The sequence below is a fragment of the Streptomyces albicerus genome, from assembly GCF_008905045.1.
Taxonomy (GTDB): domain Bacteria; phylum Actinomycetota; class Actinomycetes; order Streptomycetales; family Streptomycetaceae; genus Streptomyces; species Streptomyces albicerus.
The window spans coordinates 15,081-31,312 of record NZ_VWMY01000019.1; the positions used below are offsets into that span (position 1 = coordinate 15,081).

At 70.5% G+C, this 16,232-nt stretch carries 17 protein-coding genes; 10 read left to right on the plus strand and 7 right to left on the minus strand.

Translation table 11 applies throughout. The features are described 5' to 3' along the window. Positions 1 to 87: 87 nt before the first annotated feature. Positions 88 to 534, plus strand: coding sequence for an SPW repeat protein (locus GAS53_RS18305; protein ID WP_151478698.1), 447 nt, complete (start codon positions 88 to 90; stop codon positions 532 to 534). Between the two features lie 81 nt (positions 535 to 615). Here GAS53_RS18305 and GAS53_RS18310 read toward each other — a convergent pair whose 3' ends face one another. Next, positions 616 to 1,425, minus strand: coding sequence for an ArsR/SmtB family transcription factor (locus tag GAS53_RS18310; protein WP_151478699.1), 810 nt, complete (start codon positions 1,423 to 1,425; stop codon positions 616 to 618). A gap of 254 nt (positions 1,426 to 1,679) precedes the next feature. On the opposite strand from GAS53_RS18310, the gene GAS53_RS18315 reads away from it, so the two are divergent. Further along, positions 1,680 to 2,456, plus strand: a complete 777-nt coding sequence (locus tag GAS53_RS18315; protein WP_151478700.1) for a hypothetical protein — start codon at positions 1,680 to 1,682, stop codon at positions 2,454 to 2,456. Positions 2,457 to 2,534: 78 nt separating this feature from the next. Here the strand turns inward: GAS53_RS18315 and GAS53_RS18320 are convergent, their stop codons facing one another. Next, entirely contained in the window at positions 2,535 to 2,738 is a 204-nt protein-coding gene (locus GAS53_RS18320) for a hypothetical protein (protein WP_151478701.1), read from the minus strand. Positions 2,739 to 2,842: 104 nt separating this feature from the next. Between GAS53_RS18320 and GAS53_RS18325 the strand changes: the two genes are divergently transcribed. From GAS53_RS18325 to GAS53_RS18340, 4 genes are all read left to right on the plus strand, one after another. Then, on the plus strand, positions 2,843 to 4,078 hold the full coding sequence (locus GAS53_RS18325; RefSeq protein WP_225858975.1) for an aminoglycoside phosphotransferase family protein: 1,236 nt from the start codon (positions 2,843 to 2,845) through the stop codon (positions 4,076 to 4,078). Positions 4,079 to 4,132: 54 nt separating this feature from the next. Next, positions 4,133 to 4,693 (plus strand): GNAT family N-acetyltransferase, encoded by a 561-nt coding sequence (locus GAS53_RS18330; protein ID WP_151478702.1) that lies wholly within the window; start codon positions 4,133 to 4,135, stop codon positions 4,691 to 4,693. Between the two features lie 114 nt (positions 4,694 to 4,807). Next, entirely contained in the window at positions 4,808 to 5,074 is a 267-nt protein-coding gene (locus tag GAS53_RS18335; protein ID WP_151478703.1) for a GlsB/YeaQ/YmgE family stress response membrane protein, read from the plus strand. A gap of 164 nt (positions 5,075 to 5,238) precedes the next feature. Next, entirely contained in the window at positions 5,239 to 6,120 is an 882-nt protein-coding gene (locus GAS53_RS18340) for a GNAT family N-acetyltransferase (protein ID WP_151478704.1), read from the plus strand. A 103-nt stretch (positions 6,121 to 6,223) separates the two neighbouring features. Here the strand turns inward: GAS53_RS18340 and GAS53_RS18345 are convergent, their stop codons facing one another. The 5 genes from GAS53_RS18345 to GAS53_RS18365 all read right to left on the minus strand — a co-directional run bounded on the left by GAS53_RS18345 (position 6,224) and on the right by GAS53_RS18365 (position 10,504). Further along, positions 6,224 to 7,141, minus strand: a complete 918-nt coding sequence (locus tag GAS53_RS18345; protein ID WP_151478705.1) for an NAD-dependent epimerase/dehydratase family protein — start codon at positions 7,139 to 7,141, stop codon at positions 6,224 to 6,226. 67 nt (positions 7,142 to 7,208) lie between these two features. Then, entirely contained in the window at positions 7,209 to 7,991 is a 783-nt protein-coding gene (locus GAS53_RS18350) for a GNAT family N-acetyltransferase (RefSeq protein ID WP_151478706.1), read from the minus strand. Between the two features lie 87 nt (positions 7,992 to 8,078). After that, positions 8,079 to 8,798, minus strand: a complete 720-nt coding sequence (locus GAS53_RS18355; RefSeq protein ID WP_151478707.1) for a 2OG-Fe(II) oxygenase — start codon at positions 8,796 to 8,798, stop codon at positions 8,079 to 8,081. A 61-nt stretch (positions 8,799 to 8,859) separates the two neighbouring features. Next, positions 8,860 to 9,363: a methylated-DNA--[protein]-cysteine S-methyltransferase gene (locus GAS53_RS18360; RefSeq protein ID WP_151478708.1), complete on the minus strand. Its 504-nt coding sequence runs from the start codon at positions 9,361 to 9,363 to the stop codon at positions 8,860 to 8,862. Between the two features lie 103 nt (positions 9,364 to 9,466). After that, the gene (locus GAS53_RS18365; RefSeq protein ID WP_151478709.1) at positions 9,467 to 10,504 is read right to left on the minus strand and encodes a helix-turn-helix transcriptional regulator; all 1,038 of its coding nucleotides are present in this window, start codon (positions 10,502 to 10,504) and stop codon (positions 9,467 to 9,469) included. A 253-nt stretch (positions 10,505 to 10,757) separates the two neighbouring features. On the opposite strand from GAS53_RS18365, the gene GAS53_RS18370 reads away from it, so the two are divergent. The 4 genes from GAS53_RS18370 to GAS53_RS18385 are packed head-to-tail and all read left to right on the plus strand — an operon-like array spanning position 10,758 to position 16,178. After that, on the plus strand, positions 10,758 to 11,795 hold the full coding sequence (locus tag GAS53_RS18370) for a sugar ABC transporter substrate-binding protein (RefSeq protein ID WP_151478710.1): 1,038 nt from the start codon (positions 10,758 to 10,760) through the stop codon (positions 11,793 to 11,795). Between the two features lie 9 nt (positions 11,796 to 11,804). Further along, a complete protein-coding gene (locus GAS53_RS18375; protein ID WP_151478711.1) occupies positions 11,805 to 13,460 on the plus strand; it encodes a sugar ABC transporter ATP-binding protein in 1,656 nt (551 codons plus the stop codon). Continuing rightward, a complete protein-coding gene (locus GAS53_RS18380; RefSeq protein ID WP_151478712.1) occupies positions 13,457 to 14,449 on the plus strand; it encodes an ABC transporter permease in 993 nt (330 codons plus the stop codon). The genes GAS53_RS18375 and GAS53_RS18380 overlap by 4 nt, the downstream gene beginning before the upstream one ends. Positions 14,450 to 14,480: 31 nt before the next feature. Then, positions 14,481 to 16,178, plus strand: coding sequence for an amidohydrolase (locus tag GAS53_RS18385; protein WP_151478713.1), 1,698 nt, complete (start codon positions 14,481 to 14,483; stop codon positions 16,176 to 16,178). Positions 16,179 to 16,232: the final 54 nt, after the last annotated feature.

Sequence of the window (16,232 nt, forward strand, 5' to 3'; positions counted from 1 at the left end):
AGAAATAAGCGCAGAATGTATATACGCGGCGCTTACCGCATACCGCACCAGAGCGGTTGGGCCTGCAGAGAACAAAGGAGACGAGTCATGGCCGACGTCTCACACACCAGGGGCGACATCACCAGCCACCCTGATGTAACCGAAATGCGGGATCGTTACGCCCGCATGGTCGGTGGTCGCGATGTGGCGCTCGTGGACGGACCGGTGTTCCTGCTCGGTCTGTACTGCGCCACCTCCCCGTGGATTCTCCACTACACGACAAGCCAGCCCGCACTCGTGACCCACAACCTCATCATGGGCATCGCGATAGGCGTGCTGGCACTCGGATTCACCACCACCCCGACGCGAATGTACGGCCTGAGCTGGGCCATGTGCGCCATGGGTACGTGGCTGATCATCTCGCCGTGGATCGTCGGCGAGAGCCCGGACGCGGGTGTCGTCGTGAACAACATCATCATCGGCGCTCTCGCCGTGGTGCTGGGGTTCGTCTGCGCGGCCACGTCCGCGAAGAGCAAGAGCACACCACAGACGTAGCAGGACGTCTGTAACGGATGAGGACCGCCGGCCGGTCCGCGCGCTCACGTCGCGGGCCGGCCGACGCACGGGTGCGGGGACTCAGCGTTCCGGCACCAGCCACGGCTCCTGAGGCAGCGGGCTGCCGGTCTCGAGGAGCGACTTCAGGTTGGCCAGGACGGCCGGCCAGCCGGAGGACACCTCCGCCTTCTCCGTCTCGTCGGCCAGGTCCTCGTGCGTGACGGTCAGCCGGACGATCCCGCCGTGCGGCTGGATGTCGTAGGTGACTCGGGAGTACTTGTCCTCCTGGCCCTCGTCCTCGGGCGCGGCCCAGGTGGTCACCAGCCGGGTGGGCCGCTCGCTCTCCACGACGGCACCGACCACGTCGGCGATGCCAGACCCGTCCGTACGGCGGTGCTCCCACCGGGAGCCGGGGCGCCAGTCCTCGGAGACGTTGCTGTGGCCCCAGTAGGTGGCGGTGAGGTCGGCGTCGGTGAGCGCGTCCCAGACCTTCTCGGGCGTGCTGGCGATGTAGGTGACATACACGAATGTCGGCTTGTCGGTCATGTCTTCCTCGGCTCGTCGCTTGAGTGCACTGAGCGCGCGCAGGCGCGGGCGCTCGAACTTGTCGATCCACCGCTCCTGGATCTCGTGAAGCGGTACGGGGTTGAGGTAGTGCAGCTTTTCCCGCCCCCGCCGCACCGTGCTGACCAGGTTGGCGGCCTCCAGGACGGCCAGGTGCTGCGTCACCGACTGGCGGGTCATGTCGATGCGCTCGCACAACTCCCCCAGCGTCTGCCCGTTGTGCTCGTGCAGCCTGTCGAGCAGCCGTCTGCGCGTCCCGTCGGCCAGCGCCTTGAAGACCTGGTCCGTTTCCGGGTCCCTGTCCGGCTGTGGCTCTGGCTCTGTCACCGGTTCGCTTCCTCCTCTGATCGCACACTCAACGTTATGCAGGCAATTGCTTGCATGTCAATCGCCAAGGAGCCCGAGGAGACAAGGCGGGGTTGTTGAGCTGCAAATTATCAATGCTTTCGTACGCAATGCGCAGGATGCCTGTTACATGGCCTATGGGAAACCTTGATGCACGGTCCGTAACGTCGAATGCGTCGTCACCGAACGGACGGCGCCTCCCCCGGCCCCCTCCCCTCCGAAGGAACAGCACCGCCATGCGCACTCCGCACGCTCTGCGTACCGCTCTCGTCGCCACCGGCGTCACCGCCACGCTGGGACTGTCGGCCGCCCTGGGACTGTCAGCCTCCGGCGCCCTCGCCCTCTCCGCGCCGACGACGGAGACAGTCGCCCTGGCGTCGCACGGCGTCGCCCATTCGAAGGCGAAGCGGGTCTACGTAAAGACGGTGAAGCTCGCGGACAAGGTCTCCCGGGCGAAGGTCTACAAGACCGGCAAGAACCGCTACCAGGCCGAGATCTCGGCCAAGGGCGTCAAGTACGGGACGCTCGTCGCGGCCGGCAAGGCGGCGTACGGCCAGAACAACGGTCTGCACGTCACCCTCCAGCCGACCGGCAAGGTCACCTCATGGGTCGAGAAGGCCAAGCCGAAGCCCAAGCCGAAGCCGGTCGTCAAGCGCACCCTGGTCGCCTCCGCGACGCTGGCCGACAACACCTCGACGGCCAAGGTCTACAAGCTCTCGGCCGGCCACTACGAGGCCGATGTCTACACGGGCGGCACGAAGATCGACACTCTCGTCGCCAAGGGCTCGGCCGCGTACGGCGAGAACAACGGTCTGCACGTCACCCTCCAGCCCGACGGACAGCTGACCTCCTGGGTCGAGGACACCCCCGCACCGGACCCGGACGCGGCCTCGCAGCCGGACAACACGGACCAGCCGAACCCAGGCACGTCGGACGCGTCGGACAACGCGACACCGGACATACAGCACTCCGGTGACCTCCAAGCGCCGGTCGCGCCGGGAAGCCCCGCCTGATTCACCGGCCGAGGCCGCCCGCATCCGGGGCTTGTGCGGGCGGCCCCAGCCGGCCAACTCCCGCCGCTGCGCGGCCACTCACCGATGAGCGCGGCGCACCTCGCCGACCACACCCCGGTCACGGAGACCGACCATCGCCGAGTCACCCTGGGCGCTCCTGCCGCGTGCGAAGCCGGAGCGCGCCGAGGGCGGGCGCCGCGCCATCTGTCCGACCCGGACGACCGGGACGACCGGGACGACCGGGTTGATGAAGCCACCGGCGAGGACCGACTCACCGTCCAAGAGACACCACTTCTGTCGCGAGTACTCGTCACTGTCTGACCCGTCATCCGGCCCCGGCACAATATTCGCTGGCCGCACGCGGTCGGCTCGCTCACACTGTCGCGGTGAGCCGAACTTTCAGCGCGTGGGTGACGTCGGGTGAGGACTTCCTCGGTGTCGCCGGCCCCTTCGCCGTCGACGTGCCGTGGTGGGCCGAGGTCGAACCGGTCGTCCAGCGACTCCAACAGGCCCTTGGCGTACGGGTATTGGTGTTGCGTCTGCTGTCCGTGGACGGTGGGGAGGGTGGGCGGGACGGTCATGTGACGTACCACGTCGAGGCGTTGGAGCGCCCTCGTGTCCTCCTCCAGCTCCCCGCGGACCCCGGGCTGTTGAACGGGCACGAGCCGCTGCGGGCGTCGTGGGCGCGCGTCGACGGGCTTCGGGAGCTGCTCGACTGGTCGGCGGACACACTCGCCGCGGGTGGGCGGCCCATGACCGGGCCGGTCGAGCAGCGCCGCACCTGGAACCTGGCCGGGCTCTTCCGGCTGCCCACCGACCGGGGACCGGTCTGGCTCAAGGCCACGCCGCACTTCGCGTCGGACGAGGCGGAGGTCATCGCCGCGTTCGCCCGCGTCGATCCGGGGCTGGTCCCGACGGTCCTCGGCTCCGCCGACCGACGCGTCCTGATGGAGCACATCCCCGGCGAGGACTGCTGGCAGGCGTCGGCGGAGACCGCCGCCTCCGGAGTCCACCGCTTCGTCGCCGCGCAGGCAGCCCTCGCCGTACGGCCCGAAGAACGGCCTTCCAGCCTCCCCGACCGTCGTACGTCCGTCTTCCCAGAACGGGTCCTTGAGTTGCTCGACGGTCCTGTTTCCGGCGAGCTCACCGCCCAGGAGCTGGGCATCACACGGGAGTTGACGGACCGTTGGCGGCTGCTCGACGAGTGCGGTCTGCCGGACACGGTCGTGCACGGCGACTTCCATCCCGGCAACTGGCGCAGCGACGGCGGACCGCCGACGGTGGTCGACTTCGCCGACGCGCACTGGGGCAACCCGGTCCTGGACGGTCTGCGCGTTCTGTCCTTCCTTCCCGAGGCCCTGCGCGCCAGTACCGCCCGTGCCTGGGCCGACGCATGGCTGGAGCAGGTCCCGGACAGCGATCCGGCGCGTGCCCTGGCGATCGCCGAACCGCTCGCCCATCTCGCGTACGCGGTGCGCTACCAGGAGTTCCTCGACGGCATCGAACCGTCCGAGAGGATCTACCACCAGGACGATCCGGTGACGGTGATCCGCGAGGCCGTGCGCTGCGCGGCCGCCCCCGCCCAGGAACTCGCCGACCTGGGTCGCTCCGGCGTGCGGTGAGTGACGCTCACAGCGCCCTTGGCCGCCCGCCCGCGCTCGGGGCAGGATCGCCTCATGGACAGCCCGTTGACACTCGCCCTGCCTGCGCACCTGCGGCTCGAAGGAGAAGGAATCCACCTGCGCGAATGGTCCGAGGACGACATTCCCGCCCTGGTCGAGCTGTACGACGACCCGGAGATCGCCCGCTGGACACCGGTGGCCTCGCCGTTCGACACGATGGCCGCTCAGGTCTACCTCACCGAGGCCCGTGAGGCACGGGCGGAGGGGCGCAAGGTACAGCTCGCGATCACCACGGACGGTGTCCGGCCCCAGGGTGAGGTACTCCTGTTCCGCAACAAGACCGACGAGCGGGACGTAGAGATCGCCTACGGTGTCGGAGCCGCCTACCGGGGCCGCGGCCTGGCCTCCCGGGCTGTGCGTCTCCTCTCCTCCTACGCCGTGCGCCACACGGGAGCGCGGCGCGTGGTGCTGTGCATCGAGGAGGCCAACACGGCCAGCGCCGCCGTCGCCCGGGCCACCGGTTTCACGCTCACCGACGACGAGCCCGTCCTGCGTACGTCACGGGGGCGGGAGATCGCCCTGCGGACGTGGAGCCTCACCGACGGCATCGCGTAGCCCTTCGGACCGGGGCGGGGGCGGGACGGCGCCAGGTAAGGGGAGCCGAGCCGGACTGCACTCATCTTCAGGGGGCACTCATAGCAGTAAGGAGTATGACGAAGAGGGGCTGAGATGGAGATCTCGGGCATCATCAGTGCCATCGTGATCGGCATCATCATCGGTGTGCTGGGCCGGCTCGTGGTTCCGGGCCGTCAGCGCATCGGCATTCTGTGGACGATCGCGGTCGGTATCGTGGCCGCGCTCATAGGCTCGGTGATCGCGAACGCGTTCGACGTGGCCGACACCGACGGGGTGGACTGGGTCGAGTGGCTGATCCAGATCGGGCTCGCGGCGCTCGGTGTCGCGGGGCTGGACCGGTCGAAGGCGGGCCGCCGCTGACGACGACAGGTCACGGGGCACGGCACGTGAGGGCTCCGCGATGTGTCAGCCGTCAGCCGTTCGGCACGTCACCGCACGAAAACCTGTTGCAGGTGGTTCTCCGTCACGGCTAGCGTCTGCGAGTTTCACCTCGCACCTCGCATCCCAACCGTGACGGAGACACCTTGTCGCACCGAATCACCGCGCTCACCGACCCCCAACCCGCCGCGTCGAGCCGCCGCTTGGCCTGGCTCGCGTCCGACGACGAGGGGGCGCCGGTCGCGTCCGCCTTTCTGCGGCTGTTCGCCAAGGCGGGGCAGGAGCATCTCGCCGAGCTGGAGATCGCCGTGCATCGGACCGAGCGGCGGCGAGGTGTCGGCACGCGTCTGCTGGAGACGGCCGTCGCGGCGGCGCGCGACGACCGGCGCCGCTCTCTCCTCGCCCAGGCCGAGAACGGTTCCCCCGGGGATCTCTTCCTGGCGGCACGCGGCTTCCGCAGGGTGCTGGCACTGACGTATGCCCGGCTGCCACTGGCCGACGCCGACCTCAAGCGGATCGACGAGATCGTCCAACAGCCCCATGAGGGCTACCGGTTGATCCAGTGGGAGGGCACGGTGCCGCCCGACCTCGCCCGGACCTTCGCCGAATCGCGCCGGGCCATGGACGACATGCCGATGGACGGGACCGACTACGGCACGGTCGCCTGGGACGTGGACCGGGTGCTGTCCGCCGCCGAGGCGATCGCCAAGCGGGGCGAACTGCTGCACACCGTCGCCGTGGTGGACACGGCGGACGGGTCGGTCGTCGGCTTCTCCGAGCTGGTCGTCCCCGGCAACGGCCGGGGCGACGCGCAGCACTACGGGACCGGTGTGCTGCCCGAGCATCGCGGCCACGGTCTCGGCCTCTGGCTGAAGGCGGAGTCCATCCGTCGGGCCCGCGAGCGCCACCCCGAACTCGGCGGCCTGCTCACCGACACCGCTGACAGCAACACGCACATGCGCGGCATCAATGACACGCTCGGCTATCTGCCGACGCACAAGGCGGTGGAGTACCAGCTCGACCTGTGAGCTTCGTCCCCGCGGCGCACCCCGTGTGCGAGCAGGTCCCGGTCCGGGTATCGGGACCGCGTTGGGCCGACCGGCCCCATGTGCCGGTCCGTTCGGCCCGCGTTCAACCTCGCAGAGAGGCTCGCATGGCGGCGAGCCCGTCGCGGGCGGCCGGATACGCGGGTGTCCAGCCCAGTTCCCGTTCCGCTTTCGCCGAGGAGACCCGCAGTGTCGTCGACATCATCGTGTGGGCGTACGACATCGGTCTCATGAGCCATAGGGGTACGGTCATCGGCTTCGGCAGCCCGAACTGCTCGGCCGCGGCGCGGACATGGCTGCCGAAGCCCAGCGGGGTGCTGTCGGCGATGTTGTACGCCTGCCCCGGGCGGCCGTGTTCGACGGCCGCGGCGACCGCGCGGGCCGCGTCGGTGAGTTCGATCCACGGCAGGACGCGGCCGTGGTCGTCGGGGACGGGCAGTTGCCGCTTGCGGAGCAGCGCCAGGAGGGCGTCGGTGCCGCCGGGGCCGTAGAAGAGGCCGAAGCGCAGGGCGATACCGTCCAAGTCCTCGGCCTCGAAGGTCAGTTGTTCCTTGACGCGCATGGCTGCGATGTGCCGCTCCAGCTCGGTCGTCGTGCCGCGCGGGCCGAAGGTGTCGTCCTCGGTGAGGGTGCGCGTGCCGTGATCGCCGTATCCGTAGCCGAAGACCATCGACTCGGCGATGAACCGCCGTGCGCCGGTCGCCCGCGCGGCCTCGACGAGATGGGCGGTGCCGTCGATGCGCAGCGCGTTGGTGGCGTGCATGTCGCGGTGGCGCATGGGCGGCTTGCGAAGGGCGGTGGCGGCGTGCACGACCGCGTCGAAGTGCTGCCCTTCGACGGCGCGCAGCAGGGCGTCGCGGTCCATCAGGTCGGCCTGGATCCCGTTCGCGGGGCCTCGGCCCAGGCCCGTCACCTTGTGGCCCGTCTCGGTCAGGGCGTGGGCGATGTGCCGGCCGAGGACGCCGCTCGCACCCGCCAGGAGGATGCTCTGGTTCGTCGTCATGCCTGTGCGACGGGGCGAGCAGGCCCGGATGTGACATCGACCGGCCCGTGGCCCCCGCCGCGCCCTGCTACGGGACTGCGTACATGTACGGCGTGGTCGTCGTCAGCGGGACGAAGCCGAGTCGTTCGAGGATGGGGCAGCTCTCGTCGGAGGCGTCGACCTGGAGGTAGCGGTAGCCGCGCTCGACGGCGATACGGGCACGGTGGGCGACCAGGGCGCGGTAGATGCCGCGGCCGCGCCAGGCCTCGACGGTGCCACCGCCCCACAGGCCCGCGAACCGCGTGCCGGGCGTGAGCTCCATACGGGCCGAGCTCACCGGCACGTCACCGGCGAGGGCCACGACCGCGACCACGGTGTCCGGCTCCTCGGCGAGCTGGGTGAGCAGGAGGTGGCGGAGCCGGGAGCTGTCCGTGCCGAAGAAGGCCTGCTCATGGACGTCGGCCATGAGGTCGACGCCCGCGGCGTCGGTGACGGGCCGCAGTTCGATGCCCTGCGGCAGCCGGACGTCGAGGTCCAGCTCGTCGACCTCGGCGATCATCAGTGTCTCCTCGGGATCGGGCGTGAAGCCGGCCGCGCGCAGCCGTCGGCCCAGGTCGACGGGCCGGTCGTGCCCGTACAGCTTCCACTCGAACTCGCGGCCCAGCCCCGCGAAGTAGCGCACCTGCTCGGCGATCGCCGCGTCCGCGTCGGCCTCTGTGAGGTCCGACCAGAGCACTCCGTTCCAGCCCTTCTCGGGTCCGACGTGCCGCACCACTCCGGCCACGCGCTCCACCACGGAGTCGGGGCCGTAGGGTCGCGCGCGCTCGCGCATGTCCCGGTCGAACAGTGCCAGTACCGCTTCGTGATCCATTCCGTCACTCCAGCATCCGCGGGGCGGCCGGGCAACGGAGTTTCGGAGGGCGCGGGCGGGCCGCTGTCATGTCCGCGGCCTTGGTGGTCATTTGGCGTCGTGGAAGACCAGGCCGAGGGTGCGCCGGCGCCCTGAGCGGACCGTGCTCACGCCGTGCCGCATGGGGCCGGTGGACCACCCCCGTTTGGAGGCCACCGGCCGGTCGCGGGTGGTGAAGATCAGTCCGTGGCCCTGGGGCAGGGTGGTTGAGGATCCCCTGGACTGGGCGCGCGGGCGCTGCTCGGTCATGATGAACTCGCCGCCCGTGAAGTCGGTTCCCGGGGTGTCGAGGCCGATCACGACCTGGAGCGGGAAGAGCATGTCGCCGAACACGTCCCGGTGCAGGGCGTTCCAGTCGCCCGGCCCGTAACGCAGCAGGATCTGCGCGGACTTGGACTGGCCGGCAGCGTGGCACATCGCCATCCACTCCCCCAACGTGTCGGGCCAGGGGGCGGGTCGGCCCAGTTTCTCGGCCCAGTCGCGGGCGACGGGCAGCAGACGTGGATAGAAGGCCTCGCGCAACTCCCTTACCACGTCCGGCAGTTCGTGCGTGAAGTAGCGGTACTGGCCGGAGCCGAAGCGGTGGCGGGCCATGTCGATGGTCGTGCGGAAGCGGTCGTCCTCGTCGTACAGGGCGGCGATCCGGTGGCACTGCTCGGGCGTGAGGAGTTGTCCGGTGAGCGCGTTGCCGTACTCGTCGAGGTCGTCGGTCAGGGCGGCCCAGTCCTGTGCTGCGACACGGGTCGCCGGGTGCGTGGTGTCGTTCATGGTGGAGGTTTCCTTCGTGGTTCCGTCGGAGCTGGTTCGTCCGACGGGACGCGCGCGGGTCTCAGAGGAGGGTCGACTGCAGGACGCCCTCGTGGGTGAGGAGTTGGACCTTGCGCGCCACGCCGCCGGCGTAGCCGCGCAGGCGGCCGTCCGCGCCGATCACACGGTGGCAGGGGCGCACCAGCAGCAGCGGGTTCGCGCCGATCGCCGCGCCGAGGGCCTGGATCCGCTCACGGGGTACGCCGAGCCGCTCGGCGAGTACGCCGTACGTGGTCGACGTGCCGTACGGGATCTCCTCCAGGGCATGCCACACGCGCTGCTGGAAGTCCGTGCCGCCCGGGGTGAACTCGATGTCGAACTCGGTGAGTTCACCGGCGAAGTAGGCGGTCAGCTGACGGGTGATGTCCGCGAAGCGGTCCGGCTCTCGCCGCCAACCGGTCCTCACCGTGGGGGCGTTCCGCTGTCCTGGCATGGACAGCGACGTCAACGTCACGCCGTCCCGGGTCTCTTCACCGACCAGGAGCAGTTCGCCCAGCGGGCTGTCGATCGTCGTAAAGGCGGTCATCGTCGCCTCCCTTTCATCCGTTTTCCTGCCACCTCCAACGATGGCGTGTTCCGATCACGGATGCTGGCGGGATTCGGACGTCACACTGCGCTGTCTGAGCACGTCAGCAGCCGTCCGGATGCCTCTCGACGAAGTGCGCCAGGTCCTCGGGCGCCGGGCGCAGCAGCCCGTCCCGTACCGCGAGGGCCGTGGCTTCGGCGCGGGAGGCGGTGCCGGTCTTGCGGAGCATGTGCTCGACATGGCTGTGCACGGTGCGCGGGGAGAGGAACAGCCCTTGTGCGATGGCGTGGTTGGTCTGGCCCATGGCCGCCCGGGTGAGCACTTCCAGTTCGCGGGGGCTCAGCCCGTACGGGAGACCGGTCGGCGTCTCGTGCACGAGGACCGCCTGCCGGAGGACGCCGAAGCCGTGTCCGTGGCGGTGGAGCACGACCCGGCACCAGTCGCGGCCCACCGGCCACAGCAGCCGCAGCCGTTCTCCGTGTGTGGTGTCGAAGGCCCGGAGCAGGGTGCGGAACGCGTCGTCTTCGAGGACGCGCGGCCGGGTCCGGCCGGGCAGGTCGATGACACCGTCCGTGGTGGCGAGCGCGGCCGCCGCCGTCCCGGGCAGCTCGTGGAGCTCGCCGGTCCAGGCCGTGGGGTCGGCGATCGCCGCCAGGGCGGGCATGACCGAGGCGAGCAGGTGGCGCGCCTCGGTGTCGTACGCGCCGGCCCGCTCCGTGGAGAGATGGACCAGGCCGACGTAGCGGCCGTGGTGGCGAAGGGCGCCGGTCATGCCGTCGCGGAAGCCGGCGGGGCGTACGCGTTCCGCGTAGAACCAGCCGTTGCGGAAGCGCTCCTCTGCCGTGTCGGAGGCCGAGTCCTCGGAGATGGAGGGCGGCAGGGGCTGGGTGACGACATTGCGGAACCACGGGGTTTCGACGAACTCCGCCGCCAGCGCCGCGGAGATCTCCGGTGTGTAGCCGATGCCGGCCACCTGGACGTGGGCTCCCGTGAGCGGATCGAGCCCGATCACCGTCGCGGCGTCCTGGGGCAGTGCCCTCGCGAGGGTGTGCAGGGCTTCCGCGCAGGCCGCTGCGGTGTCCCGCTCACGGGTGAGCATGCCGATGCGGGTGGCGGCCGCGATCTGGTGGTGACTGAGCATGCGAGCCTCCGGTGGCCCGTGAACACAGGGTTGTTTGGGCCCTAACGATATGCGTCTTCCGGGGCCTCGACAAGCGATTCACCACGTCGTAACCGGATCGGTTCACAAGCGTCTCGACTGCCCCGGGCCCTGTCGACCTGGCCCAGGACCCGGCTCGGTATTTGTACGGATGGCGGCGCGCGTCCGACGGGTCTTTGCTGTTCGCCACATCCCAGCGGCGATACCCGCCGAGGGTCCGTCGAGAGGTCCCAGCATGACCAAGCCACCGCGCATCGGCCCAGCTTCCCGCAGGCGCTTCCTGACCTTGTCCGGGGGCGCGGTGGCGGCCACCGCACTGGCCGCCGCGGGCTGTGCGGGACCGGAGAAGACTGCCTCCGCCGGCAAGGCCGCGGACGGCTCACCGGCGGGGGCCAGGAGTCTGACGAAGATCGGTCTCGACTATCCGTTCACCCAACTCCCGCTCTACACCACCCTCGTCAAGCTCTCCACGGCAGCCGCGAAGAAGCACGACGTCTCGCTGGTCACGACGAGCGACGCGAGCAACGCCGACACGCAGGCCACCAACCTGACCACCTGGGTCACCCAGAAAGTCCCGGCGATCGTGTCGTTCCCGATGGTCTTCGAGGCGACGGAGAAGATCGCAAAGGCCGCACTCGACGCCGGGCTGATCTGGGTGACGTACGGCGGTTCGCTGGAGAACCAGAGCGCCGACATCCAGTTCAGCTTCCTGGAGGGCGGCCGGCTGCTCGGCGAGGCGGCCGCGCGCTGGGCCGAGGAGGAGCTGGGCGGGAAGGGCAAGGTCGCATTCCTCACCGACAGCACGATCCAGCTCGGCCGGGAGCGCACGAAGGGCATGATCGACGCGTTCACGAAGCTCGCGCCGGGCGTGGACGTGGTCGCCCGGGAGCAGGCGATCGACCCGGACACCGGCCTGTCGAAGTCCAACGCGATCCTCGCCAAGCACCCGGATCTCAGCATCATCCTCGGCATCACCGACGCCGCCGCGTACGGCGGTTACAAGGCGCTCCAGCAGGCGGGCCGGAAGAAGGACGACGCCAAGACGTTCGTCGGCGGCCAGGACGGCTCCGCGCCCTCGCTCCTCGCGATCAAACAGGGCACCTTCTACCGGGCCTCGGCGGCGCTCGCGCCGAAGGACATCGCCGCCGCGATCGTGGGCGTACCGCTCGCGGTCGCCGCCGGGAAGGCGGACCCGAGCGCGGAGGTTCCGATCACTCTGGTCCGCCGGAGCGACGGCGCGAAGATCGACGCGCTGCTCGCCCAGAACGCGTAGGCGGGCCTCATGACAGCGAAGACGAGTGCGACTGCGACCGCGACTGCGACCAGTCCGCCGACGAACCTGCTGATCCGCGGGCTCACCAAGTCCTTCGGCGGTGTGAAGGCCCTCGACGACGTCGACCTGACCGTGCCGGCCGGCCAGGTCCATGCCCTGCTGGGCCACAACGGCGCCGGCAAGTCCACCCTGATCAAGTGCCTGGGCGGCGCGTTTCCGCCGGACGCGGGGACGATCGAGGTGGACGGCGTCGAGTTCGCGCGTCTGAGCCCGCGTCAGTCGATCGCGGCCGGTGTGGCGATCATCTTCCAGACGCTGAGCGTCGTCGACTCGCTCACCGTGGCCGAGAACATCTTCCTCGGCCAGGAGTGGACGCGTTACGGCACGGTCGACCGCCGCGCCCAGGAGACGCTCGCCGCCGGTCTCCTGGAACGGGTCGCCGCGAGCTGCTCGCCGCGCGACCGGGTCGGTGAACTGCCCATGAGGCAACGGCAGTTGGTCGAGATCGCGAAGGCGCTGAGCCGCAGTGCGTCGGTCCTCGTCCTGGACGAGCCGACCGCGGCGCTGTCCGGCACCGAGAGCGACGCCCTGGCGGAACGCGTCGAGGACCTGCGCACCCAGGGCCTGGCCATCGTCTACGTCACGCATCTGCTGTCGGAGGTCGAACGCCTCGCGGACGCGGTGACCGTCCTGCGGGACGGACGGGTCGACTTCCACTCCCCGGTGTCGGGACACAGCCGCAAGCAGTTGGTCGACACGATCGTGGGACAGGGGCGCGCGGCGACGCCCAGGCCGAACCGACTGCTCCAGCCGAAACCCGCGGCTGAGGGACGGGCAACCGCACTGCCCGACGGAACGCATCCCGAACCCGATCCCCGCTCCGCGCCCCTGCTGGCCGTGGACGGCCTGACCGGGCCCGGCTTCGGACCGGTCGGCCTCGACGTGGCGGGCGGCGAGATCGTCGGGCTGTACGGGCTCATCGGCTCCGGTCGTACGCGGATTCTGGAGACGCTCTTCGGCAGGCGCCGCAGGTCGGGCGGGACCGTGCGCGTCGGGGACCGTCCGGTCGCTCCCGCGCGGCCCGCCGAGGCGCTGGCCGCCGGGATCGCCCTGGTGCCCGCGGACCGGCGCGGGCAGGGCCTGTTCGCCACGCTCAGCGCACAGGACAACGTGCTGCTGCCGGCCGTACGGCCGCTCGCCCGCGGCGGGCTTCGGTCCCTGCGCGCCGAGCGGCGGACCTTCGACGCGCTGGCGTCGGCCGTCGGTCTGCGGCCCGCCCGGCCGAAGCTGCCCGCGGCGGCCTTCTCCGGCGGCAACCAGCAGAAGCTGGTCCTCGGCCGCTGGATCAACGAGGCGCGTGGCACCGACGTGCTGCTGCTCGACGAACCGACCCAGGGTGTCGACGTCGGGGCCCGGCAGGAGATCTACCAGGTGGTGGAGGGGCTGGCCGCCGAGCGGGGCACAGCGGTGCTGTTCGCCTCCAGCGACCCCGAGGAGATCGTGGCGCTCGCGCACCGCTGTCTGATCGTCGCCCACGGACGCGTAGTCGCTGAGCTGTCCGGTACGGAACTCACCGAAGAGGCTCTGCTGTCGGCCGTCCACGACACGCACACCCCCGCCGACTCCGACCCCGTCGGCTCCGGCACCGCCGAAGGAGCACCATGACCACCACCACAGTCGACAGCCCGCTGCGGACCAACCCGCGCGCCCTCGCCTCCGGCAGCCTGACGGCAGTCCGCCGTCACCCTCTGGTCGTCGTACTCGTGGCGATGGTGCTGGTCTTCCAGCTGTCGACGGGCAGCTTCGTCGACACCGCCAATCTGCGCGGGATCGCCACCGACGCGGCGACCATCGCCATCGTGGCCGTGCCGTTGGCCCTGCTGGTCATCAGCGGCTACCTCGATCTGTCGGTCGGCTCGACACTCGCGCTCGGCGGTCTTGTGGGCGGCTGGCTCGCGGGGCAGCAGGGGCAGTCGCCAGTGGTGGCGGTGCTCGGCGCGCTGGCGGCCGGCGCGGCGGTCGGTGCCGTGAACGGCGTCCTGTGCTGTTATCTCGGCCTGTCGGCGTTCATCGTGACGCTGGGCATGCTGACCGCCGTACGCGGCCTCGCGCAGCAGCTCTTCCCGCTGCCGCTGAGCGACTTCGGCACCGGGTTCGCCTGGCTCGGCGGTGCCCGGATCGCCGGGATCGCGGCGCCCGTCGTCATCGCCGCGCTCGTGCTCGCCGCGGGAGCCCTGTTCCTGGCACTCACCCCGGCCGGGCGGCATGTGTTCGCCATCGGGGTCAACCGCGAGGCCGCCTACCTGTCCGGCATCAACATCCGGCGTACGCCCTTCGCACTGTTCGTCCTCACCGGCGCGGCGGCCGCGCTGGCCGGGGCCATCAGGGCGTCGGTGCTCGACAGTGCCGTGGCCGGGACCTCGGGTGCCGGCTTCGAACTGACCGTGCTGACCGCCGTGCTGCTCGGCGGAGTGGCCCTGACCGGAGGCACTGGATCGATCTTCGGCGTCCTGCTCGGCGTGCTGTTCCTGGGGTGTCTGCAGAACGGGCTCACCCTGCTGAGCGTCCCGACGTTCTGGCAGCTGATGGCCCAGGGCGTGGCGCTGGTGGCGGGCGCGGCACTCGCGTACTTCGGCCCCAAGGCGACCCGATGACCCATACTTCATCCACCAGGAAGGTCCTTCCGTGACTGAGAGCACGCCCACGCTCATTCTGACCGGCGGCCAAGTCCTCACCGTCGACCCGGACTTCACCGTCGCCGAGGCCGTGGCGGTACGCGGCCGGGAGATCATCGCGGTCGGTACGGACGTCGAGGTGCGGGCCCTCGCCGGGCTGTCGACCAGGGTCGTCGAGCTGAACGGCAGGACCGTGCTGCCGGGGATCAACGACTCGCATCTGCACGGCGCCGCGTACGGGATGACCAAGCCGCCCTTCGCGCTCGACGTCGGGCATCCGACGGTGGGATCCATCGCCGACATCGCCCGTGCCGTCGCCGGTGCGGCGCTGTTCGCCGCGCCCGGCGAGTGGATCACAGGGCTGGGCTGGGACCCGGGGTATCTGGCGGAGTGCCTGGCCGACGCGCGGCGATTCCCGCACCGCCGCGACCTGGATGAGGCGGCACCGCACAACCCGGTCTGTCTGACCGACTTCTCCGCGCACATGGTGTGGGCCAACAGCGCGGCCCTGCGCGCCTGCGGAATCGACGCGGCGACCGAGCCGCCGCCGGGCGGTGTCATCGACCTCGACGACGACGGCGAACCCACCGGCATCCTCCGCGAGGCCGCCCAGCGTCTCGTCCAGGCCGCGCTCCCCTCCCCCACCATCGCCCAGCGGCGGCAGGCGATCCGCGGGGTCGTCACCGAACTCCACTCCCGGGGCATCACCAGCTACACCGAGCCGGGCCTCGGCCCCGGCGGTGCCGGCACCCTCTTCGGCGGTCTGAGCACCGACAACTGGACCGCGTACGCCGAACTCGTCGCCTCGGGTCAACTCGACGCCCGCGTCAGCGTGTTGCTGCTGCCCGCTCCCATGGGCGGCTCGGCCGACGACGTGCGCAAGGGTCTGGCCGAGCTGCAGCGCCCCGAGTGCGCGGATCCGCGTCTGCTGCGGGCGATCGGCGTCAAGATCTTCGGCGACGGGGTGCCTCCGAACCGTACGGCCTGGATGAGCGAGCCCTACCCCGACGGCGGCCACGGAGCCCTGTGCGTGCACGGCGACTCGCCCGCGCTCCAGGCGGACGAGCTGCGGGAGATGATCCGCGTCGCGCACGAGGCCGGCTTCCAGCTCGGCGTGCACGTCACCGGCGATCGGGCCATCGAGACCGTCGTGGACGCCTTCGTCGCCGCGAACGCGGCGAGCCCGCGGACCGACGCCCGGCACTACGTCATCCACGGCGACTTCATCGGCGCGAAGAGCCTGGCCGCGCTCGCTTCGCACGGTTACGGCGTGAACATGAACCCGTCCATCAAGTGGACCATCTCGGATCTGATGGACGAGGTCGTCGGGCCGGAGCGGTCGGCGTACCAGTGGCCCGTGCGGTCCGCGTTCGAGGCCGGTGTCACCGTGTGCGCGAGCTCGGACGCGCCGGTCACCGAGCCCGACTGGCGTCTGGGGGTGGCGGCGATGCTGCTCCGCGAGTCCAAGGCCAGCGGCCGGCAGAGCGGCGCGGACCAGTGTGTGAGCCTGGCGGAGGCGTTGCGGGCGTACACCATCAACGCGGCGCGGCAGGACTTCGCGGAGTCGTGGAAGGGGTCGCTCGAGGTGGGAAAGGTCGCGGATCTGTGCGTACTGGACCGCGACCTGATGGCCACGGACCCGCATGACATCACGGGCGTCGAGGTCGACCTGACCGTGTTCGACGGACGGGTGGTGTTCGAGCGCTGAGACGCTCCACCGTCGCGGCCGGGTTCCGAGGGCGTCGATCGCCGTCGGAACCCG